The 21,911-nt window shown below is 72.5% G+C and carries 16 protein-coding genes; 11 read left to right on the plus strand and 5 right to left on the minus strand.

Features of this window, described 5'->3' with window-relative positions; translation table 11 throughout:
• Positions 1 to 3: 3 nt before the first annotated feature.
• The 6 genes from IG05_RS0137905 (at position 4) to IG05_RS0137930 (ending at position 8,894) form a co-directional block, all read left to right on the plus strand.
• Entirely contained in the window at positions 4 to 966 is a 963-nt protein-coding gene (locus IG05_RS0137905; RefSeq protein WP_030348664.1) for a carbohydrate ABC transporter permease, read from the plus strand.
• Positions 963 to 1,844, plus strand: a complete 882-nt coding sequence (locus IG05_RS0137910; RefSeq protein ID WP_030348665.1) for a carbohydrate ABC transporter permease — start codon at positions 963 to 965, stop codon at positions 1,842 to 1,844. Before IG05_RS0137905 ends, IG05_RS0137910 begins: the two co-directional genes overlap by 4 nt.
• A 33-nt stretch (positions 1,845 to 1,877) precedes the next feature.
• Complete coding sequence (locus IG05_RS0137915; protein WP_030348666.1) at positions 1,878 to 3,485, plus strand: glycoside hydrolase family 13 protein; 1,608 nt, start codon at positions 1,878 to 1,880, stop codon at positions 3,483 to 3,485.
• Positions 3,486 to 3,542: 57 nt separating this feature from the next.
• Positions 3,543 to 5,720, plus strand: a complete 2,178-nt coding sequence (locus tag IG05_RS0137920) for a discoidin domain-containing protein (RefSeq protein ID WP_030348667.1) — start codon at positions 3,543 to 3,545, stop codon at positions 5,718 to 5,720.
• A 225-nt stretch (positions 5,721 to 5,945) separates the two neighbouring features.
• Entirely contained in the window at positions 5,946 to 7,994 is a 2,049-nt protein-coding gene (locus IG05_RS0137925; protein WP_030348668.1) for a phosphocholine-specific phospholipase C, read from the plus strand.
• Between the two features lie 66 nt (positions 7,995 to 8,060).
• Positions 8,061 to 8,894 (plus strand): phospholipid scramblase-related protein, encoded by an 834-nt coding sequence (locus IG05_RS0137930; RefSeq protein WP_030348669.1) that lies wholly within the window; start codon positions 8,061 to 8,063, stop codon positions 8,892 to 8,894.
• Positions 8,895 to 9,087: 193 nt separating this feature from the next.
• Here IG05_RS0137930 and IG05_RS0137935 read toward each other — a convergent pair whose 3' ends face one another.
• Positions 9,088 to 10,086, minus strand: coding sequence for a hypothetical protein (locus IG05_RS0137935; protein WP_030348670.1), 999 nt, complete (start codon positions 10,084 to 10,086; stop codon positions 9,088 to 9,090).
• Positions 10,083 to 10,883 (minus strand): phosphatase PAP2 family protein, encoded by an 801-nt coding sequence (locus IG05_RS0137940; protein ID WP_030348671.1) that lies wholly within the window; start codon positions 10,881 to 10,883, stop codon positions 10,083 to 10,085. Before IG05_RS0137940 ends, IG05_RS0137935 begins: the two co-directional genes overlap by 4 nt.
• 182 nt (positions 10,884 to 11,065) lie before the next feature.
• Between IG05_RS0137940 and IG05_RS0137945 the strand changes: the two genes are divergently transcribed.
• Positions 11,066 to 11,680, plus strand: a complete 615-nt coding sequence (locus tag IG05_RS0137945; RefSeq protein ID WP_030348672.1) for a TetR/AcrR family transcriptional regulator — start codon at positions 11,066 to 11,068, stop codon at positions 11,678 to 11,680.
• 171 nt (positions 11,681 to 11,851) lie between these two features.
• Here the strand turns inward: IG05_RS0137945 and IG05_RS0137950 are convergent, their stop codons facing one another.
• The gene (locus tag IG05_RS0137950) at positions 11,852 to 12,898 is read right to left on the minus strand and encodes a DUF2510 domain-containing protein (RefSeq protein ID WP_030348673.1); all 1,047 of its coding nucleotides are present in this window, start codon (positions 12,896 to 12,898) and stop codon (positions 11,852 to 11,854) included.
• A 263-nt stretch (positions 12,899 to 13,161) separates the two neighbouring features.
• Between IG05_RS0137950 and IG05_RS0137955 the strand changes: the two genes are divergently transcribed.
• Both IG05_RS0137955 and IG05_RS0137960 read left to right on the plus strand, forming a co-directional pair.
• Positions 13,162 to 15,846, plus strand: coding sequence for an ATP-binding protein (locus tag IG05_RS0137955; protein ID WP_030348674.1), 2,685 nt, complete (start codon positions 13,162 to 13,164; stop codon positions 15,844 to 15,846).
• A gap of 353 nt (positions 15,847 to 16,199) precedes the next feature.
• Positions 16,200 to 17,390 carry a zinc-dependent alcohol dehydrogenase gene (locus IG05_RS0137960; RefSeq protein WP_030348675.1) on the plus strand — a complete coding sequence of 397 codons (1,191 nt, stop codon included), beginning with the start codon at positions 16,200 to 16,202 and terminating at the stop codon, positions 17,388 to 17,390.
• Between the two features lie 13 nt (positions 17,391 to 17,403).
• Here IG05_RS0137960 and IG05_RS0137965 read toward each other — a convergent pair whose 3' ends face one another.
• A complete protein-coding gene (locus IG05_RS0137965; protein ID WP_030348676.1) occupies positions 17,404 to 18,480 on the minus strand; it encodes an ATP-dependent DNA ligase in 1,077 nt (358 codons plus the stop codon).
• A 74-nt stretch (positions 18,481 to 18,554) separates the two neighbouring features.
• Here IG05_RS0137965 and ligD point away from each other — a divergent pair, with 74 nt between their 5' ends.
• Positions 18,555 to 19,568 (plus strand): non-homologous end-joining DNA ligase, encoded by a 1,014-nt coding sequence (gene ligD, locus IG05_RS0137970; RefSeq protein WP_030348677.1) that lies wholly within the window; start codon positions 18,555 to 18,557, stop codon positions 19,566 to 19,568.
• Positions 19,569 to 19,854: 286 nt separating this feature from the next.
• Complete coding sequence (locus IG05_RS0137975; RefSeq protein ID WP_030348678.1) at positions 19,855 to 20,931, plus strand: LacI family DNA-binding transcriptional regulator; 1,077 nt, start codon at positions 19,855 to 19,857, stop codon at positions 20,929 to 20,931.
• Between the two features lie 71 nt (positions 20,932 to 21,002).
• On the opposite strand, the gene IG05_RS0137980 is transcribed toward IG05_RS0137975, so the two are convergent.
• A complete protein-coding gene (locus IG05_RS0137980) occupies positions 21,003 to 21,794 on the minus strand; it encodes a VOC family protein (protein WP_030348679.1) in 792 nt (263 codons plus the stop codon).
• Positions 21,795 to 21,911 lie beyond the last annotated feature (117 nt).

A 21,911-nucleotide genomic window follows, 5' to 3' on the forward strand; every position in this document is an offset into this window, starting at 1 on the left:
GCCATGACGAAGACGGCGCACCCGGCCGAACGGCACCCCGTGGCGCACACCGCCGTCCCGCCGGCCCCGACACCGCCCCCGGCGGACACCCGCCGGCGCCGCCGCCTGACCGACCAGCTCCGGGCCTACGCCTTCCTCCTCGGCGGACTGCTCTGCTTCGCCCTGTTCTCCTGGTACCCGGCGATCCGCGCCGTCGTCATCGCCTTCCAGACCTACACACCGGGCTCCCCGCCCGCCTGGGCCGGTACCGCCAACTTCACCCGCGTCCTGCACGACCCCGAGTTCACGGCCGCCTGGCGCAACACCCTCACCTTCACCCTGCTGGCCCTCCTCCTCGGCTTCGCCGTCCCCTTCCTCCTCGCCCTCGTCCTCAACGAACTACGGCACGCCAAGGCCTTCTTCCGGATCGTGGTCTACCTGCCGGTGATGATCCCGCCGGTGGTCAGCGCCCTGCTGTGGAAGTGGTTCTACGACCCCGGGACCGGCCTCGCCAACGAGACGCTGCGCCTGCTGCACCTGCCCACCTCGAACTGGTCCAACGGCACCGGCACCGCCCTCGTCTCCCTCGTGATCGTGGCCACCTGGGCCAACATGGGCGGCACCGTCCTCATCTACCTCGCCGCCCTGCAGTCCATCCCCGGCGAGCTGTACGAGGCGGCCGAACTCGACGGCGCGAACCTCCTCCAGCGCGTCCGGCACATCACCGTCCCGCAGACCCGTTTCGTGCTCCTCATGCTGATGCTCCTTCAGATCATCGCCACCATGCAGGTGTTCACCGAACCGTTCGTCATCACCGGCGGCGGACCCGAGAACGCCACGGTCACCGTCCTGTACCTCATCTACAAGTACGCCTTCCTCTACAACGACTTCGGCGGCGCCTGCGCCCTGAGCGTCATGCTCCTGCTGCTGCTCGGCGCCTTCTCCGCCGCCTACCTGCGGCTCACCCGCTCCGAGGGGGACGCATGACCACCGGCACCCGCACCCTCGTCTCCCCGGCCACCCTCGCCCGCCCGCGCGGAAAGGCCCTCTACTGGACGGTGTTCACGGCCGTCGTCGTCCTCTTCACGCTCGCCTTCCTCTTCCCCGTCTACTGGATGGTGACCGGCGCCCTGAAGTCCCCGGACGAGGTGACCCGGACCCCGCCCACACTGCTGCCCGAGCACTGGCACCTCACCGGCTACACCGACGCGTGGAACCTGATGGAGCTCCCGCGGCACCTCGGGAACACGGTCGTCCAGGCCGCCGGCGCCTGGGCCTGCCAACTCGTGCTCTGCACGGCCGCCGCCTACTCCCTGTCCCGGCTGAAGCCCGCCTTCGGCAAGGCCGTCCTCGGCGGCATCCTCGCCACCCTCATGGTCCCGGCACAGGCCCTGGTCGTCCCCAAGTACCTCACCGTCGCCGACCTGCCGCTGATCCACACCAGCCTGCTCGACGACCCCCTCGCCGTCTGGCTGCCTGCCGCCGCCAACGCCTTCAACCTCTACCTGCTCAAACGGTTCTTCGACCAGCTGCCCCGCGATGTCCTTCAGGCCGCCGCGATCGACGGCGCCGGCCCGCTGCGGATCCTGTGGTCCGTCGTCCTGCCCATGTCCCGGCCGGTCCTCGGCGTGGTCTCCATCTTCGCGCTGGTCGCCGTCTGGCAGGACTTCCTGTGGCCGCTGATGGTCTTCTCCGACACCGGCCGGCAGCCGATCAGCGTGGCCCTGGTCCAGCTGTCGCAGAACATCCAGCTCACCGTGCTCATCGCCGCGATGGTGATCGCCAGCATCCCGATGGTGGCGCTGTTCCTCGTCTTCCAGCGGCACATCATCGCCGGGATCAGCGCGGGCAGCACCAAGGGCTGACGCCGCCGCCCCCTCCACAGAAAGGCACGCCCCGTGGGACAGCCCAGCCATGCCCGGAAAGACCCTGACTGGTGGCGCTCGGCCGTCATCTACCAGGTGTACGTCCGCAGCTTCGCCGATGGCGACGGCGACGGCACCGGCGACCTCGCGGGCGTCCGCTCCCGGCTGCCGTACCTGGCCGGACTCGGCGTCGACGCCCTCTGGTTCACCCCCTGGTACCTGTCACCCCTCAGGGACGGCGGCTACGACGTCGCCGACTACCGCACCATCGACCCCGCCTTCGGCACCCTCGCCGAAGCCGAGAAACTCATCGCCGAGGCCCGCGAGCTGGGCATCCGGACCATCGTCGACATCGTGCCCAACCACGTCTCCGACCAGCACCCCTGGTTCCGGGCCGCACGCGCCGCCGGACCCGGCAGCCCCGAACGCGACCTCTTCCACTTCCGCCCCGGCCGCGGCCGGCACGGCGAACTCCCCCCGAACGACTGGCCGTCACAGTTCGCCGGCTCCACCGAACCGGTATGGACCCGCCTGCCCGACGGCGACTGGTACCTCCACCTGTTCACCCCCGAACAACCCGACCTCAACTGGGCCCACCCGGCCGTCCACCGGGAACACGAGGACATCCTGCGCTTCTGGTTCGAGCGGGGCGTCGCCGGCGTCCGCATCGACTCCGCCGCCCTGCTCGCCAAGGACCCCGGCCTCCCCGACCTCGCCGCACACCCCGGACCGCACCCCTTCCTCGACCGCGACGAACTCCACACCGTCTACCGCTCCTGGCGGCGCGTGGCCGACGAGTACGACGCCGTCTTCGTCGGCGAGGTCTGGCTCCCCGACCCCGAACGCTTCGCCCGCTACCTCCGCCCCGACGAACTCCACACCGCCTTCAACTTCTCCTTCCTCACCTGCCCCTGGGACGCCGGCCGGCTGCGCGCCTCGATCGACACCACCCTCGCCGAACACGCCCCCGTCGGCGCCCCGGCCACCTGGGTGCTGTGCAACCACGACGTCACCCGCACGGTCACCCGGTACGGCCGCGAAGACACCGCCTTCGACTTCGCCACCAAGGCCTTCGGCACGCCGACGGACCTGGCACTGGGAACACGCAGGGCACGGGCCGCGGCGCTGCTGTCGCTGGCACTGCCCGGGTCGGTGTACGTCTACCAGGGGGAGGAACTGGGGCTGCCGGAGGCCGAGATACCGGTCGACCGCATACAGGATCCGATGTACTTCCGATCGCAGGGAACCGACCCCGGCCGTGACGGCTGCCGGGTGCCGCTGCCGTGGGTCGACGGTATGCCGTATGCGGGATTCGGTTCACACGAGGAGCCGTGGCTGCCGCAGCCGGTCGACTGGCGATCGTATGCAGTCGACCGTCAACTACGGGACCCCGACTCCATGCTCACCCTCTACCGCCAGGCCATCGCCCTGCGCCCCCAGTTCGGCGACGGCCCCCTGACCTGGCTGCCCGCCCCCGACGACGTGCTCGCCTTCTCCCGCGCGGACGGCGCGCTGTGCGTGGTCAACCTCGCGGCCACGCCCGCCCGCCTCCCCGCGCACTCCCGGCTCCTGCTCACGAGCGGCCCACTGGACGACGCGGGCCGGCTGCCGCAGGACACGGCGGCCTGGCTGCGCGCCTGAGCCGCATCCGTACGCACCTTGCTATCCCACGCACCCCCACCACGAAGGGATCAGCACATGCACAGCAGCACCGCCAGACATGTCAGGCGCATACCGGCGACCGGGGCGGTCGTCGCCCTCGCCGCCGGCATGCTCGTCGCCGTCGCCCCGGCCGCCCACGCGGCGGCCGGCGCCACGCTGCCCTTCACCTCCGTGGAGGCCGAGTCGGCGGCGAGCACGGGTACGCGCATCGGCCCGGACTACACGCAGGGCAGCCTCGCCTCGGAGGCCTCCGGCCGGCAGGCCGTGCGGCTCGCCGCCGGGCAGCGGGTGGAGTTCACCGTGCCGCGTGCCGCCAATGCGCTGAATGTTGCATACAGTGTCCCGGACGGTCAGTCCGGGGCGCTGAACGTGTACGTCAACGGCACCCGGCTCGCCAGGACCCTCCCGGTGACCTCCAAGTACTCGTACATCGACACCGGCTGGATCACCGGCGCCAAGACGCACCACTTCTTCGACAACACCCGCCTGCTGCTCGGGCAGAACGTCCAGGCCGGTGACAAGGTCGCCGTCGAGGCGGCCGGCGTCCCGGTGACCGTCGACGTCGCCGACTTCGAGCAGGTCGCCCCGGCCGCCACCCAGCCCGCCGGTTCGGTCTCCGTCGTCTCCAAGGGCGCCGACCCCAGCGGCGGCGGCGACTCCACCCAGGCGTTCCGCGACGCCATCGCCGCGGCCCAGGGCGGCACCGTGTGGATCCCGCCGGGCGACTACCGGATCACGTCCTCCCTGAACGGCGTGCAGAACGTGACCCTCCAGGGCGCCGGCAGCTGGTACTCGGTCGTGCACACCTCCCGCTTCATCGACCAGTCCTCCTCGGCCGGGAAGGTCCACGTCCAGGACTTCGCGGTCGTCGGCGAGGTCACCGAACGCGTCGACTCCAGCCCCGACAACTTCGTCAACGGCTCCCTCGGACCCGACTCGTCGGTCTCCGGCATGTGGATCCAGCACCTGAAGGTCGGCCTGTGGCTCACGGGCAACAACGACAACCTGGTGGTGGAGAACAGCCGCATCCTCGACACCACCGCCGACGGCCTCAACCTCAACGGCAGCGCGAAGGGTGTGCGGGTCCGCAACAACTTCCTGCGCAACCAGGGCGACGACTCCCTCGCCATGTGGTCGCTGTACTCCCCGGACACCGGCTCCAGCTTCGAGAACAACACCATCTCGCAGCCCAACCTCGCCAACGGCATCGCCGTCTACGGCGGCACCGACATCGCCGTTCGCAACAACCTGGTCTCCGACACCAACGCCCTCGGCAGCGGCATCGCCATCTCCAACCAGAAGTTCCTCGACCCCTTCCACCCCCTCGCCGGCACCATCACGGTCGCCGGCAACACGCTGGTGCGCACCGGCGCGATGAACCCCAACTGGAACCACCCGATGGGCGCCCTGCGCGTCGACTCCTACGACAGCGCCATCGACGCGACCGTGAACATCACCGACACGACGATCACCGACAGCCCGTACAGTGCCTTCGAGTTCGTCTCCGGCGGCGGGCACGGCTACCCGGTGCGGAACGTCAACGTCTCCGGCGCGACCGTACGGAACACCGGTACGGTCGTCGTCCAGGCGGAGGCGCAGGGCGCGGCCGCCTTCAGGAACGTCACCGCCACCCAGACCGGCGCGGCCGGCGTCTACAACTGCCCCTACCCGGCGAACTCCGGCTCCTTCACCCTCGCCGACGGCGGCGGCAACTCCGGATGGAACAGCACGTGGTCGGACTGCTCCACCTGGCCGCAGCCCGGGCAGGGCAACCCCGACCCCGACCCCGGCCGGAACCTCGCCAAGGGCCGTCCGGCCACCGCGACCGGCTCCCAGGACGTCTACACGCCGGGCAAGGCGGTCGACGGTGACGCGAACAGCTACTGGGAGTCCGCCAACAACGCCTTCCCGCAGTCCTGGACGGTCGACCTCGGCTCGTCCTACGCGGTGCGCCGCCTGGTGCTGAAGCTGCCGCCGTCCGCCGCCTGGGGCGCCCGTACGCAGACCGTCACGGTGCTCGGCAGCACCGACGGCTCCGGTTACTCGACCGTCGTCGGTGCCCAGGGCTACCGCTTCGACCCGGCCACCGGCAACTCCGCGACCGTGTCCCTGCCCGCCGGCACGAACCTGCGCTATCTCCGCCTGACCGTCAGTGCCAACACGGGCTGGCCGGCGGGTCAGTTCAGCGAGGTGGAGGCCTATCTGACATCCTGAGGCCACTCGTGGCCGTGCCCCGGTGCGGACGCGCCGGGGCACGGCCACGCGGACGAGAAGCGGCGGGCCGCCCGCCGCCGGGCGCGCGGCACCGCACGGACCGCCGAGTTTCATATGGGCGCCACCAGACCCTTCCCTGACGTTTGCTGCTCTTGGAACACTCGCTCCGCGCAGATTCCGTCACCTGACGGCATCTGGTACGTCAGGATGAGAGGACCCTCACCCATGCCCGAAGTCAACCGGCGGCGGTTCCTGCAACTCGCCGGCGCCACGACGGCGTTCACGGCACTGTCCGGCAGCATCCAGCGCGCGGCCGCGCTGCCCGCCCACTACCGCACCGGATCGGTCGACGATGTCGAGCACATCGTCGTCCTGATGCAGGAGAACCGTTCCTTCGATCACTACTTCGGCTCGCTCCGAGGGGTACGCGGCTTCGGCGACCCCCGCCCGGTCACCCAGAACGGCAGGTCGGTCTGGAAACAGTCCGACGGTACGAAGGACGTCCTGCCGTTCCACCCCGACGCCGACGACCTGGGACTGGCCTTCATCCAGGACCTCCCGCACGGCTGGAACGACGGCCACACCGCGTTCAACGGCGGCAAGTACGACAAGTGGGTGCCTGCCAAGTCCGCGACGACGATGGCGTACCTGACCCGCGACGACATCCCCTTCCACTACGCGCTCGCGGACGCCTTCACCATCTGCGACGCGTACCACTGCTCGCTCATCGGCTCCACCGACCCCAACCGCTACTACATGTGGACGGGTTACACCGGCAACGACGGCACGGGCGGCGGCCCTGTCCTCGGCAACGACGAGAAGGGGTACGGCTGGACCACGTACCCCGAACGCCTGGAGCAGGCCGGGGTCTCCTGGAAGATCTACCAGGACGTCGGCGACGGTCTCGACGCAGGCGGCGGCTGGGGCTGGATCAACGACGCCTACCGCGGCAACTACGGCGACAACTCGCTCCTCTACTTCAACCGGTACCGCACCGCCGGTCCCGGCGACCCCCTGTACGACAAGGCCCGCACCGGCACCGACGCCCGCAAGGGCGAAGGCTTCTTCGACCAGCTCAAAGCCGACGTCCAGGCGGACCGGCTGCCCCAGGTCTCCTGGATCGTCGCCCCCGAAGCCTTCACCGAACACCCCAACTGGCCCGCGAACTACGGCGCCTGGTACGTCTCCCAGGTCCTGGACGCGCTCACCGCCAACCCCGACGTGTGGGGGAAGACCGCGCTGTTCATCACCTACGACGAGAACGACGGCTTCTTCGACCACGTCATCCCGCCCTACCCGCCCGCCTCCGCCGCCCAGGGCAAGTCGACGGTCGACCCCGCGCCGGACCTGTTCAAGGGCGACGCCGGCCACGTCGCCGGCCCCTACGGACTCGGCCAGCGGGTGCCGATGCTGGTCGTCTCCCCGTGGAGCAAGGGCGGCTACGTCTGCTCCGAGACCCTCGACCACACCTCGATCATCCGGTTCATCGAGCGGCGCTTCGGTGTCCGGGAGCCGAACATCTCGCCCTGGCGGCGCACCGTCTGCGGCGACCTGACCAGCGCCTTCGACTTCTCCCGCAAGGACATCGCGCCCGTCGCCCTGCCCGCCACGGCCGGCTACCTCCCGAAGGACCACGACCGCCACCCCGACTACGTGCCCAAGCCGCCCGCCAACCCGTCGCTGCCCCGGCAGGAGCCCGGCAGCCGGCCCACCCGCCCGCTGAAGTACGTCCCGGTGGTGGACGGTTCGGCGGACACCGCGGCCGGGAAGTTCACGCTCACGTTCGCCTCGGGCGCGTACGCGGGCGCGGCCTTCCTCGTCACGTCCAACAGCCGCACCGACGGCCCCTGGACCTACACCACGCAGGCCGGCAAGACGCTCTCGGACACCTGGAACTCGGTCTACTCCGGCGGCAGCTACGACCTCGCCGTGCACGGCCCCAACGGCTTCCTGCGCGTCTTCAAGGGCCGCAACAAGGTCGCCGGGTGCGAGGTCACGGCCCGGCACGCGGGGGACGACATCGAGCTCACCTTCACCAACAAGGGCTCCGGCACCGCGAAGCTGAAGCTGGCCGACGGTTACGGCGGCACCCCGGTCACGGTGACGGTGCGCCCCGGCGCGACCGTACGGCACACCGTCGCCCTCGCGGCGAGCAAGCGCTGGTACGACCTGACCGTCACCTCCGACGCCGACCCCGCCTTCCTGCGCGGCTTCGCCGGTCACGTGGAGAACGGGCTGCCCGGCGTCAGCGACCCGGCGATCGTCACGGCGTGAACGAGCGATGAACACCGCTCCGTGCGGGCTGGTCAGGTACCGGTCACAGCAGGGTAGTGTGCCCCGGTGACCACGCAATCGAACACTCCTGCAGGCTGGTACCCGGATCCGCACGGGGCGACGCAGACCCTCCGCTACTGGGACGGCTCGCAGTGGACCGAGCACACCAATCCGGCCCAGCAGCCGGCCGGGCAGGTTCCGCCGCAGCAGGCCCCCTTCCCGCAGCAGCAGGCCGGCGACGCCAGGGTGCAGCGCCAGGTCCAGCAGCAGGCCGGCGTCACGGCGGGCGGCCCCGGTGGCGGCACCCTCTTCACCGAGCCCGTCCTGGTCGTGAACCAGAAGGCCAAGCTGATCGAGCTGACCAACGAGTACAAGGTCATGGATCAGAGCGGCCGCGAGATCGGGTCGGTCACCCAGGTCGGGCAGGGCGTACTGCGCAAGATCCTGCGCTTCGTCTCCAGCCTCGACCAGTTCCTCACCCACAAGCTGGAGATCCGCGACGCCTACGGCCAGCCGCTGCTGCTGCTGACCCGGCCCGCGAAGATCTTCAAGTCGCGGGTCGTCGTCACCCGCCCGGACGGCTCACCGGTCGGCGAGATCGTCCAGAAGAACATGATCGGCAAGATCAACTTCGCGATGACGGCGAACGGCCAGCAGGTCGGCGCGATCAAGGCGGAGAACTGGCGGGCCTGGAACTTCGCCATCGTCGACCACGCGGACAACGAGGTCGCCCGGATCACCAAGACCTGGGAAGGCCTCGCCAAGACCCTGTTCACCACCGCGGACAACTACGTCCTGCAGATCCACTACCAGCTGCCCGAACCGCTGCTGAGCCTCGTGGTGGCCACCGCGCTCACCGTGGACACCGCCCTCAAGCAGGACGCGCGCGGCTGGGGGTGACCAGCGAGGACCGGTAGCCCCGGGGCGAGTACGGCGACGGCGGCCGGTACGCGGATGTCTCCGCGCACCGGCCGCCGCCGTATGCCGTCGGCTGTATAAGGTCTGCCGTCTGCCGTCTGCCGTCTGCCGCATTCCGTATGCCGTATGCCGTATGCCGTATCTCGTATGTCGTATGTCGCATTCCGTCTGCAGATCACAGCGCCGTGAGATGCCCCGGCTGCTCCGGCTGCCGGGGCGCCAGCGCAGGCTCGGCCGCCGCCGACCCCGGCTCCAGCGCCAGCACCGCGGCCACCGGATGCTCGTCGTGCCCGCCGTACTCCCCGGGCCCTTGCGACCGCCCGGCGCGGCCGGCACCGCCGCCGTCCTGCGGGGCCGCCCGGGTGAGCAGCACGACCCCCCACGCCGCCAGCCCCGCTCCCGCCATGGCCAGGAGTACCCCCGCCGCACCGCCCTGCAGGCCCTGGCCCAGCAGGGTGAGGCCGATGACCGCGGCGGTGATCGGGTTGGCGAGGGTGACGACGGCCAGGGGGGCGCCGAGGCCGCCGCGGTAGGCGGTCTGGGACAGCAGGAGTCCGCCGACGGCGAAGCCGGCGACGAGGACGGCGACCACGATCACCTCGGTGCCGAGGGCCGGGCCGGTGCGGTCGGTGGCTGCCACGGTGACCGTCTGGGTGAGGGCGGAGGCGACGCCGGAGGCGAAGCCGGACGCGGTCGCGTGCCGGAGGCCCGGCCGGGCGCCGGGCCGGGTCAGCAGGCCGATGGCGGTGGCCGTCGTACCGGCGACGGCCAGGGCCTCGGGCAGGGACAGGACCCGGGCGGGTGCCGGCCCGGAGGCGGTGATCAGCAGGGCGGCGAGTCCGAGCAGGGTGAGTGCCGTGCCGCGCCACTCCGCGGTGCTGACCCGCCGTCCGGCCGCCCGCGCGCCGAGCGGCACGGCGGCGACCAGGGTGAGTGCGCCGAGGGGCTGTACGACGGTCAGCGGGCCGTACTTCAGGGCGATGACGTGCAGGAGTGCGGCGGCGGCGTTGAGGCCGACCGCCGACCACCAGGCGCCGGTGCCCAGCAGCCGCAGCAAGCCGGTGCCGGTGTCGGCGCCGCGTGCGGCGAGGCGTTCCTGGGCGACGGCGGCGAGGGCGTAGGCGACGGCGGAGACGAGGGACAGGCCGAGGGCGGTCAGGGCGGCGGTGCTCATCGGCCCGCTCCCGCCAGGACGGGCTCGGGTGTGATCAGCCGGCCGGTGCCGAGCCCTGCCGTGGTGGCGGTGCGCTGCGGCCGGTGGACGGCGGCGAGGGCGAGGCCGAGCATGGCGGTGGCGACGATCGCGTCGAGCCAGTAGTGGTTGGCCGTGCCGACGATCACCAGCAGGGTGATCAGGGGGTGCAGCAGCCAGAGCCAGCGCCATCGGGACCGGGTGGCGGCGATCAGGCCGATCGCGAGCATCAGCGCCCAGCCGAAGTGCAGCGAGGGCATGGCCGCGAACTGGTTGGAGAGGTGGTCGCTGGACGGGGGGCCGTACACGGAGGGGCCGTAGACGCGGCCGGTGTCGATGAGGCCGGTGGCCGGCAGCATCCGGGGCGGGGCCAGCGGGAAGGTGAACGGCAGGACGAGGGCGGCGCTGGTGACGGCGGCGAGGACCCGGCGGGCCCAGACGTAGTGGGCGGGCCGCCGCAGGTAGAGCCAGACGAGGAAGGCGAGGGTCGCGGGGAAGTGGACGGTGGCGTAGTAGGTGTTCGCCACGTGGACGAGGGTGTCGCCGTGCAGCAGTGCGGACTGCACGGTGGTCTCGTCGGGGAGGTGCGCGGTCCGTTCCAGGTGCCACACGCGGCGGGCGTTGCGGTACGCCTCGCCGGTGTGGCCGGCGGCCAGCTGCCGGCCGAGCTTGTAGACGAGGAAGAGTCCTGCGACCAGCAGGAACTCACGTATCAGAGGCGGCCGTGCCGGTGCTTCCGGCTCGGTGTCCGTCTCCGCAGGCTCGGTTCGGGCGTTCATCCCCCGGCCCCTTCGCTGACGGTGGTGCGGTGGTGGTGCGTGCGTCCCGGTCGGTCCGGTACTGATCGATACGTTGCCGTACCGATACGCCAGTGTACCGATACGGCTGAGTACCGGTACACTGGCGTATCGATTGATGTGCGACACACTGGGAATCAGGCACGAGTGAGGGGAAGCACCGCATGACGTCGCAGGCCGCGGACGGACCGGACACGGTCGTCGCCTCGCGCCGCTCCAAGATCACGCCGGAGCGTGAACGGGAGTTCTTCGACGCCGTGCTGGACCAGATCCGCGAATGCGGCTACGACTCCGTCACCATGGAGGGCATCGCCGCCACCACCCGGTGCAGCAAGTCCACGCTCTACCGGCAGTGGAAGACCAAGCCGCAGTTCGTCGCGGCGGCGCTGCGCGCCAACCGCCGGGTGAAGTTCGCCGGCATCGACACCGGATCACTCGCCGAGGACCTGCGCCAGGCCGCGCGGGCCGCGGGCGACTGGTCCGGCAAGGACACCCGGCTGCTGCAGGCGCTGGGCCACGCGGTGACGGCCGACCAGGAGCTGGCCCGGGCGCTGCGCGAGGCGCTGGTGGACCCGGAGATCGCCGCGCTGGAGGAGATCCTCGCCCGGGGTGTGGCCCGGGGCGAGGTCCGGGCGGGCCACCCGGCGCTGGAGTACATCCCCGCCATGATGTTCGGCGTCCTGCGCGTACGGCCGGTGCTCACCGGCCAGTACGCCGACTCCGACTACCTGGCCCGGTTCGTGGAGGCCGCCGTGCTGCCCGCGCTCGGACTGGCATGAGGCGGCCGAGACAGCCGATATGAGACCCAGGCCGCCGTCCACGGGATGACTGGACGGCGACCTGCCCGCGCCGCACCGTGGGGACGGGGGCGGCGCGCACCCCCGGCCGGGTGGGGTTCCTCTTGAGCGGAGGGGAATCCCACCCGGCCGATCGTGTTCCGGGGGCCGGTCTCAGACGTTCTGGCCGTTCCCGCCGCCGGAGGAGACCTTGATCCCCTTGAGGATCTCGTCGATGACGGACAGTTCCTGCCCGGCGTCGATGCCGAAGCGGACGACCACGATCTGCCGGGCGTCGTTGGGGGAGGGGAAGGCGACCGACTCGACGTAGCCGTCGGCGCCCTTGCTGGTGACCGCCTTCCAGCGCACCAGGTAGCCCTTCTGCCCGGCCACCGTCACCGCCTGGGAGGCCAGTTGGCGGTGCGAGGTGATGCTGCCGTAGGTGGTGCCGCCGTAGGACTGCTCGGCGTTGGCCGCGATGTCCGCCTTGGCGACCTCCTCGGCCGTGTGGCCCTTCGCCTTCAGCACCGGCGCCGGAGCGGAGTAGGCGCCGCCCGCGGTGCACGTCTGGGCCGTGTCGCCCGGGCACTTGTAGGAGGTGCCGGAGGTCACCTGCGCGCCGATGCCGATCGCCTGCCCGGTCCAGCCGTGCGGCACCGGCAGGCTGATCCCGTTGACCGGGTCCGCCACCGAGCCGCCGCCCTCGACCTTCGGCGCCTCGGACCGCTGCGGGGAGGGCGAGGCCCCGCCGGAGCCGTCCGGGGCGCCGGGCCCGCCGGACACTCCGCCGTGTCCGCCGTCCTGCCCGCCGCCCGGGCCCTGCCGCGAGCCCGCCCGGTCGCCGCCGCCGTCGCTGTCACCCTTGGCGAGGACGTACACGCCCACCCCGACGCACGCCAGGACGGCGGCCGTCACCGTGACGGCTATGCCCGTACGCAGTCCGCGCCGGGGCGGGGCCGGCGGCTGCGCGGGATAGCCCGGGTAGCCCGGATAGCCAGGGTGTTCCGGGTGGGCGCCGTACCCCGCGGGGGCCGAAGGGGCCGGGCCGGCCGGCTGCGGGCCGTGCGCCGGCGGCTGTCCCGGGGGACCCCAGGAGGCGGCCGTGCCGGCGGGACGGGTGCGGTCCGTCCAGGCCTTGCCGTCCCACCAGCGCTCGGTGGGCGGACCGTCGTTCTGCTGCCCGGGGTCGGGGTACCAGCCGGGAGGAGTCACCTGCGTCATGCCCCCACCGTATGAGGCGACGGTGAAAGTCGGATGAGAGGATCGGCGGCCCGTGTGCGGACCGCGGCATTCCGCCCGGTTTGCCGCCCCGGCCGCGGCCTTGTTGACACTCCGTCCGCTGGTCGGGCAGGCGCGCGCGTCGCCTGACCGCACCCTCTTTCACCCGCGTGGGCAACAGGTGCCGCGACCGGCCACCGCGGACCCCGCCGGACGGCTACGCTCAGGCTCTGTACGTCATTCGGGCGACCCGGGGAGGTAACGGGATGACGGAGGGACGGCCGTCGGCGGCCGGCTCGGCTCCCCTGTGGGAGCGGGACGCCGAGATCGCCACCGTCGCGCAGGCACTCGACGTCCTGTGCGCGGACCAGTCGTCCGCGGGCAGCCTGCTGGTCCTGCGCGGCGAGGCCGGACTCGGCAAGACCGCGCTGCTGGCCGAGATCCGCCGCACCGCCGAACGCCGCGGCTGCGCCGTCTGGTCCGCCCGCGGCGCCGAGACCCTGAGATCGGTCCCGTTCCACGTCGTACGGCAGTTGCTCCAGCCGGCGCTGCTGTCCTTACTCCCCGAGGAGGCCCGCGAGTACCTCGGCGACTGGTACGACATCGCCGGCCCCGCCCTCGGCATAGCCGAACCGCAAGGGGACAACGCCGACCCGCAGTACGTGTGCGACGGACTCGTCGCCGCGGTGCGCCGGCTCGCCCGCCGCGAATGGCCGCTGGTACTCCTCATCGACGACGCCCACTGGGCCGACCAGGAGACCCTGCGCTGGCTCGCCGCGTTCGCCACACGCCTGGACGACCTGTCCGTCCTCGTCGTGGTCGCCCGCCGTCCGGGCGAGGCCGACGGCGACAGCGCCCGCCTGCTCGACGAGGTGGCCGCCGCCGCGGGCCGCCCCGTCCACAACCTGAGCGCCCTCACCCCGGACGCCACCGCCGGGCTGACCCGCGCCACCCTCGGCCGGCACGCCGACGATCCGTTCTGCCGCGAGGTCTGGGCCGTCACCGGCGGCAACCCGTACGACACCGTCGAACTCCTCGCCAAGGTCCAGGACAGCGAACTCCAGCCGGCCGAGGCGCAGGCGGCGGAACTGCGCGCGCTCAACCGCGCGGCCCGCGGCGGCGGACTGGTCGACCGGCTCAAGGGCCTCGGCCTGGAGGCCACCCGGTTCGCGTGGGCCGCCGCCATCCTCGGCACCGGCATCACCGTCGACATGGTCGCCCGCCTCGCCACCATGAACGACGAACTCGCCCGGCAATGCGCCGAGCTGCTGTGCAACGCCCGCATCCTCACCGAACCCCAGCCGGCCGCCGGCCCCGAACCGGCCGGCGACGAGCTGGAGTTCGTCCACCCGCTCATCGCCACCGCCGTCTACAACTCCATCCCGCCCGGCGTGTGCACGGCCATGCACGGCGTCGCCGCGCAGATCATCACCGAGCTGGGCCGGGGCGCCGCCGAGGCCGCCCGGCACCTGCTCAAGGTGCACCCGGACGACGACGAGGAACTCGTCGAGCAGCTGCGCGAGGCCGCCCGCGAGCACCTCGCCGTCGGCGCGCCCGACGCGGCCCGCCGCTGCCTGGAACGCGCGCTCCAGGAGCCGCCCCGCCCCGAGGTGCACGCGCACGTCCTCTACGAACTGGGCTGCGCCGCCCTGCTGACCAGCCCCGCCGTCACCATCGACCATCTGCAGAGCGCGCTCGGCATGCCCGGCCTGGACGGGGACGACCGGGTCGACGCCGTCGTCCGCCTCTCCCAGGCGCTGCTCCACAACGACCAGCTGGAGGAGGCCGTCCGCACGGTCGAGGCCGAAGCCGCCCGGCACGAGGCCGGCCCCGTGCGGATGCGGCTGCAGGCGTTCCAGTTCATGTGGGAGGGCATCCACGGCGAGATCGTCTCCCCGGCCCGCTCCCGGCGCCTCGCCGAACTGGCGAGCACCTGCTCCGGCCGTGACAACGCCGAACGCACCCTGCTGATCCTGCGCGGCTTCGACGCGATGACCCACGGCGAGAGCGCCGACGAGGTCCTCGAACTGTGCGACCGCGCCCTCGTCAACGGCCGGCTCGCGCCCGGACTCGGCTGGACCGACCCCGAGTGGGGCATGGAGCTGCTGATGATGCTCGGCAGCGCGTACGCCTACACCGACCGGCTCGACCGGGCCGAGAGCCTGTTCGCCGAGGCCCGCCGTGTCTACACCACGGCCGGCTGGCGCGGCGGCCACCTCTCCCTGGCCAACGCCTTCCTCGGGCTCGCCTACCGCAGGCAGGGCCGGCTCCGCGACGCCGAGTCCGCCCTCCGCGAGGCCCTGGTCCTCGCCGAACGCGTCGGCCGCCGCCTGCCGCTGTACTGGTCGGCCAGCTGCGGACTGGTCGACACCCTGCTGGCCCGGGGCCGGGTGGAGGAGGCCTGGTCGGTCGCCGAACAGTACGGCTTCGCGCCGCCCTACCCGTCCACCATCGTGCTGCCCGACATCCGCTCGGTACGCGGCCGGCTGCTCCTCGCCGTCGGCCGCACCGAGGAGGGCATCAACGAACTGGAGTCCGCCGAGAAGACCGCCGCCTCCCGCGGCGGCCACAACCCGGTCCTCGCCCCCTGGTCCATCGAACTGGCCAAGGCCCTCGCCGAGCAGGACCCGGGCCGGGCCGCCCAACTCGTGGCCGACGCCCGCCGGCAGGCCGAGCGGTTCGGCACGGACACCGCCATCGGCGAGGCCCTGCGCTGCGCCGCCGCCCTGGAAACGGGCCGGCGCGCGGTCCAGCTCGCCGCCCGCGCCGTCACCTACCTGGAGGCCTCGCCCTGCCAGTACGAACACGCGGCGGCCCGCATCGAGTACGGCATCGCCGCCGGCTCGGCCGCGGAACTGGGCCGGGGTCTGGACCTGGCCCGGGCCTGCGGGGCGGAGGGATTGGTGGCACAGGCTCGGGAGGTGCTGGAGACGGGGCGGGATCTGCGGTAGACGGGCGACTCTATACGGGTGCGTGTGTACGCCGTCCTGTAGACGGTCGCCGGTATGCAGTCGCCTGAAGACAGACGCGGGTGGATCGCATACCGCTGTCTGCATACGACCGCCTGCGCGCCGTCGTCTGTAGGCGATCGCCTGCATACGACCGCCTGCGTATTCGGTCGGCCGTACATCGCATACCGTCGTCGGCACCCGATCCCGCCAGGCCGTGTGCCCGTGCCCAGGTGCCCCCATGCGCGCACCGGGCGTCGCTGGTCATGGGTTCAGTGAGGATGCGGGCGGGTACCCGGCCGCCACCGCATCGGGACGCAGGACGCATCCGCACGGGACCAAGGGAGCGCGACCTCATGAAGGCAGTCACCTGGCAGGGGAGACGGGACGTACGGGTCGAGGACGTGCCCGACCCGCGGATCGAGGAACCCACCGACGCCGTCATCCGTATCACGTCCACCGGACTGTGTGGCTCCGACCTCCACCTTTACGAGGTGCTCACCCCGTTCATGACGCCGGGGGACATCCTCGGCCACGAGCCCATGGGCATCGTCGAGGAGGTCGGCCCGGCCGTGCCGGACCTCGCGGTGGGGGACCGGGTCGTGGTGCCGTTCCAGATCGCCTGCGGCAACTGCTGGATGTGCCTGACCGGGCTGCCCACCCAGTGCGAGACCACCCAGCTCACCGGCGAGGGCATGGGTGCCCCGATCTTCGGCTACAGCCGCCTCTACGGTGCCGTGCCGGGTGCCCAGGCCGAGTATCTGCGTGTCCCGCAGGCCCAGTTCGGTCCGATCAAGGTGCCCGAGGGTCCGCCGGACGACCGGTTCGTCTACCTGTCCGACGTGCTGCCCACCGCCTGGCAGGCCGTGGAGTACGCGGCGGTGCCGCCCGGCGGCACCCTGGCGGTCCTCGGCCTCGGTCCGATCGGGGACATGGCCTGCCGGATCGCCCTGGCCCGCGGCGCCGAGCGGGTCTTCGGCGTCGATCTGGTGCCCGAGCGGCTGGCCCGGGCGCAGCGGCGCGGGGTCGAGACGTACGACCTCAGGACCTTCGACGACGAGAAGACGCTGGTCCAGGCCATCCGGGACGAGACGGGCGGCCGGGGTCCGGACGCCGTGATCGACGCGGTCGGCACCGAGGCGCACGGCAGCGCCGCCGCCAAGCTCGCCCAGACGGCCACCGCGCTGATGCCCCGCAAGCTGAGCGCGCCGCTCGCGGAACGCTTCAGCGTCGACCGGCTCGGCGCCCTGTACATGGCCATCGACCTGGTCCGGCGCGGCGGCACGATCTCGCTCAGCGGTGTCTACGGCGGTATGGCCGACCCGATGCCGATGCTCACCCTGTTCGACAAGCAGATCCAGATGCGCATGGGCCAGGCGAACGTCCGCCGCTGGACCGACCTGATCCTGCCCTACCTGACGGACGAGGACACCCTGGGCGTCGACGACTTCGCCACGCACCGGGTGCCGCTGGCGCACGCACCGCACGCGTACGAGATGTTCCAGCGCAAGCAGGACGGCGCTGTCAAGATCCTCATGCAGCCGTAGGCGGGCTGCCGGCTCAGCCGGGGTCCTTCTCGCCGAGGATCTCCGCCAGGTCGTAGCGCACCGGCTCCTCCAGCTGGGCGTAGGTGCAGCTCTCCGGTGTACGGTCCGGCCGCCAGCGGCGGAAGCGGGCCGTGTGCCGGAACCGCTGCCCGTTCTCCATGTGGTCGTACGCGACCTCGGCCACCCGGTCCGGCCGCAGCGGCACCCAGGACAGGTCCTTCTTGCCGGACCAGCGGCTCGGCGCGCCCGGCAGCCGGGCCGTCTCGTGCGCGGCCTCGTCCGTCCAGGCGGCCCACGGGTGCCCGGAGACGTCGTCCATGCGCAGCGGCGCCAGTTCCTCGACCAGTTCGGCCCGCTTCTTCATGGCGAACGCGGCGGACACGCCGACGTGCTGGAGCCGGCCGTCCCCGTCGTACAGCCCGAGCAGCAGTGAGCCGACCACCGGGCCGCTCTTGTGGAAGCGGTACCCGGCGACGACGACGTCCGCGGTGCGCTCGTGCTTGATCTTGAACATGGCCCGTTCGTCCTGCAGGTAGGGCAGGGTGAGCGGTTTGGCGACGACTCCGTCCAGGCCGGCGCCCTCGAACCGCTCGAACCACTGCCGGGCCACCTCGATGTCGGTCGTGGAGGGCGCCAGGTGCACCGGCGGGGTCGTCCCGGCGAGGGCCCGGTCGAGCAGGGCGCGGCGGTCGGTCAGCGGTACGTCGAGCAGGGCGTGGTCGTCCAGGGCCAGCAGGTCGAAGGCGACGTAGGAGGCCGGGGTCTTCTCGGCGAGCATCCGTACCCGGGAGGCCGCCGGGTGGATCCGTTCGGTGAGCGCGTCGAAGTCCAGCCGGCCGCCACGGGCGATCACGATCTCCCCGTCCAGGACGCACCGCTCGGGCACCCGCTCCGCCAGCGCCGCGACCAGCTCGGGGAAGTACCTGGTCAGGGGCTTACCGGTGCGGCTTCCCAGCTCGACCTCGGGGCCGTCCCGGAACACGATCGACCGGAAGCCGTCCCACTTCGCCTCGTAGTGCATGTCCGGCGGGATCTTCGCCACCGACTTGGCGAGCATCGGCTTCACGGGCGGCATGACGGGGAGATCCATGCATCAGATTCTGCTCGCATACATACGGGTTCGCCCGGTATGCGAGGTGTGGGGGGTGCGCCTACCGTGGCCGCATGGGTGATGCGGTGGAGCTTGAGGTGGCCGGCCGGACCGTACGGCTGTCCAGCCCGGACAAGGTGTTCTTCCCGGAGCGCGGTTTCACCAAGCTGGACCTCGCCCGCTACTACGCCTCCGTGGGCCCCGGCATCCTGCGCGCCCTGCGCAACCGCCCCACCACCCTGGAGCGCTACCCGGACGGCGTCGGCGGCGAGTGGTTCTTCCAGAAGCGGGCCCCCAAGGGCATGCCCGACTGGATCCCGACCGCCCACATCACCTTCCCCAGCGGGCGCAGCGCCGACGAGATGTGCCCCATGGAGGAGGCCGCCGTGGTGTGGGCCGCCCAGTACGGCACCCTCACCTTCCACCCCTGGCCGGTGCGCGCCACCGACGTCGACCACCCCGACGAACTGCGCATCGACCTCGACCCGCAGCCCGGCACCGACTACGCCGACGCGGCCCGCGCCGCCCACGAACTGCGCGCGGTCCTGGAGGAGTTCGGCGGGCTGCGCGGCTGGCCGAAGACCTCCGGCGGCCGGGGCCTGCACGTCTTCGTCCCCATCGAACCGCGGTGGACCTTCACCCAGGTGCGCCGCGCGGCGATCGCGGTGGGCCGGGAGATGGAACGCCGGATGCCCGACCGGGTGACGATCAAGTGGTGGAAGGAGGAACGCGGGCGCCGGATCTTCATCGACTACAACCAGACGGCGAGGGACCGCACCATCGCCTCCGCCTATTCGGTACGTCCCCGTCCGCACGCCCCCGTCTCGGCGCCGCTGCGCTGGGAGGAGGTCGGCGTGGCCGAGCCCCGGGACTTCGACCTCGCCACCATGCCGGCCCGGTTCGCCGAACTCGGTGACGTGCACGCCGGCATGGACGATCACGCGCACTCGCTGGAGGCGTTGCTGGAACTGGCCCGCCGCGACGAGCACGACCACGGCCTGGGCGACCTGCCGTACCCGCCGGAGTACCCGAAGATGCCCGGCGAGCCCAAGCGGGTCCAGCCGAGCCGGGCCCGGCGCGAACCCTGACGGCGCGGCCTCGGGCCGCTCGGCGGCCAGGACCGGGTGACCGTGTGCCGGCGCGCAGGGGGCCGGAGGCCGTACCCGGCCTCCGGCCCCGGTCTGTGGCCCTGCGCGGCGGCCCCGATCCCGCTCTCGCCCGGCACGCGTTCCGGGGGGCGGGGCGGCGGGGCCCCGGAAGCGGACGGCCCGGTCTGCGTGCGCCGGGCCGTCCGCTTCCGGTCGCTCCGGGCACCGGCCGGCCGGGCGGGCGCGCGGCTATCCTGATCGCCACCCGCCGAGGAGGAGTCCCGAAGTGACCGAGGCAGTGTCGCGTCCCACGCTGGAGGCCGTGGCCGCGCGGGCCGGCGTGTCCCGGGCCACCGTGTCCCGCGTGGTCAACGGCGGCGACGGGGTCCGCGAACCCCTGGCCGAGCGGGTCCGGCGGGCCGTGGAGGAACTGGGCTACGTGCCCAACCAGGCGGCACGCAGCCTCGTCACCCGACGCCACGACGCCGTCGCGGTCGTCATCGCCGAGCCCGAGGCCCGGGTCTTCGCCGACCCCTTCTTCGCGCTCCAGCTGCGCGGCATCAGCAAGGAGCTGACGGCGCACGACAACCAGCTCGTGCTGCTGCTCACCGAGGGCCGCGCCGACCACGCGCGCGTGGCCCGGTACCTCGCCGGCGGCCATGTCGACGGCGCGCTCGTCTTCTCCCTGCACCTGGAGGACCCGCTGCCCGGTCTGATCCGTGCCGCCGGCGTGCCCACCGTGTTCGGGGGACGGCCGCACTGGGGCCGGGGCGCGCGGGCCGAGGACCCGGGCGTGGTGTACGTCGACTGCGACAACCGGGGCGGGGCGCGCGTGGCCGTACGACACCTGCTGGACCTCGGCCGCCGGCGCGTCGCGCACCTCACCGGTGCGCTGGACCAGACGTCGGCGGTGGACCGGCTCGACGGCTACCGGGACGAAATGGCCGACGTGCTGGGCGAGAGCGACCCCCGGCTGGTGGTGGAGAGCGACTTCACCCCGTCCGGCGGCGAACGCGCCATGCGGGAACTCCTGGAGCGCTGCCCGGACGTCGACGCCGTGTTCGCCGCCAACGACCTGACCGCGCTGGGCGCGCTGCGGGTGCTGCGGGAGAGCGGCCGGCGGGTGCCCGAGGACGTGGCCGTGGTCGGCTTCGACGACATGCTGCCGGTCACCGAGCAGGCCGACCCGCCCCTGACCACGGTCCGTCAGGACATCGAGGAGATGGGCCGGCTGATGGCCCGCCTGCTGCTGCGGGGCCTGTCCGACGGCCGGGGCCGGGAGCGTGCGGTGGCCGGCGGCCCGGGCGCACCGGCGACGGGAGTGGTCCTGCCGACGACGCTGATACGCCGCGCCTCCGCGTGACCGCGGCCCGGGCGCGCGGCGCGTGACCGTGGCCCGGGCGCGCGGGGCCGGGGGGCAGCCCTGCGCCGGGATCAGCCCTGCGCGGGCTCGCTTCTGATCACCGCGAAGCGGACCCCGTACGGATCGGCCAGCTTGGCCATGCGGCCCACGCCCTCCAGGGTCGTCGCGGGCATCCGCACCGTCCCGCCGAGCCGCTGCGCCTGTTCCACCACGGCGTCGGTGTCCGTCACCTCGAAGTACGGCAGCCAGTACGCGCCCGCCTCCTGCTCGTCCGGGGCGTCCGCCAGCGGCACCATCCCGCCGAACATCTCGCCCTCCCCGGCGCCCTCCGCGTTGACGCAGGTGTACGTGCCGCCCGGGAAGGGCACCCCGGACGTCTCCAGGCCGAGCACCCGCCGGTAGAACGCGGCGGCCGCCGCGATGTCCGGCGTGTACAGCTCGGTCCAGCACAGCGCGCCCGGTTCGCCCGCCACGTCCACGCCCCGGGTCCGTCCCGGCTGCCAGATGCCGAAGCGCACGCCCGCCTGGTCGGCGAGGACCGCCATGCGGCCCTGGCCCATCACGTCCGTCGGCTGGAACAGCACTCTGCCGTGGGCCTGTTCGGCCGCCTCTGCGGTGGCCTGGGCGTCGTCGCTGCGGAAGTACACCGTCCAGGCCGGGGGTCCCTGTCCGGGGCCGGTCTGCATGCCGCCCGCCACCGTCCGTCCGTCCAGCTGGAAGAAGCCGTACCCGCCGGCGTCCGGCCCCGCCGACCGGAACTCCCAGCCGAACAGGCCGCCGTAGAAGGAGGTGGCGCCGTCGATGTCGGGGCTGCCGACGTCGATCCAGTTGGGCGCGCCGTTGACGAAACGGGTGGTGAGCATCTCGGCCCTCCTCGCAGGGGGTCCCCGTCCTGTGCACTGCCGAGTCTGGCACCGCCCACTGACAAGCGCCGCCGGAGCCGCGCGACGCACCGTACCGCCCCCGCGCCCGCCCAGGGT

The sequence above is a fragment of the Streptomyces sp. NRRL S-1022 genome (assembly GCF_000720135.1).
Lineage (GTDB): Bacteria > Actinomycetota > Actinomycetes > Streptomycetales > Streptomycetaceae > Streptomyces.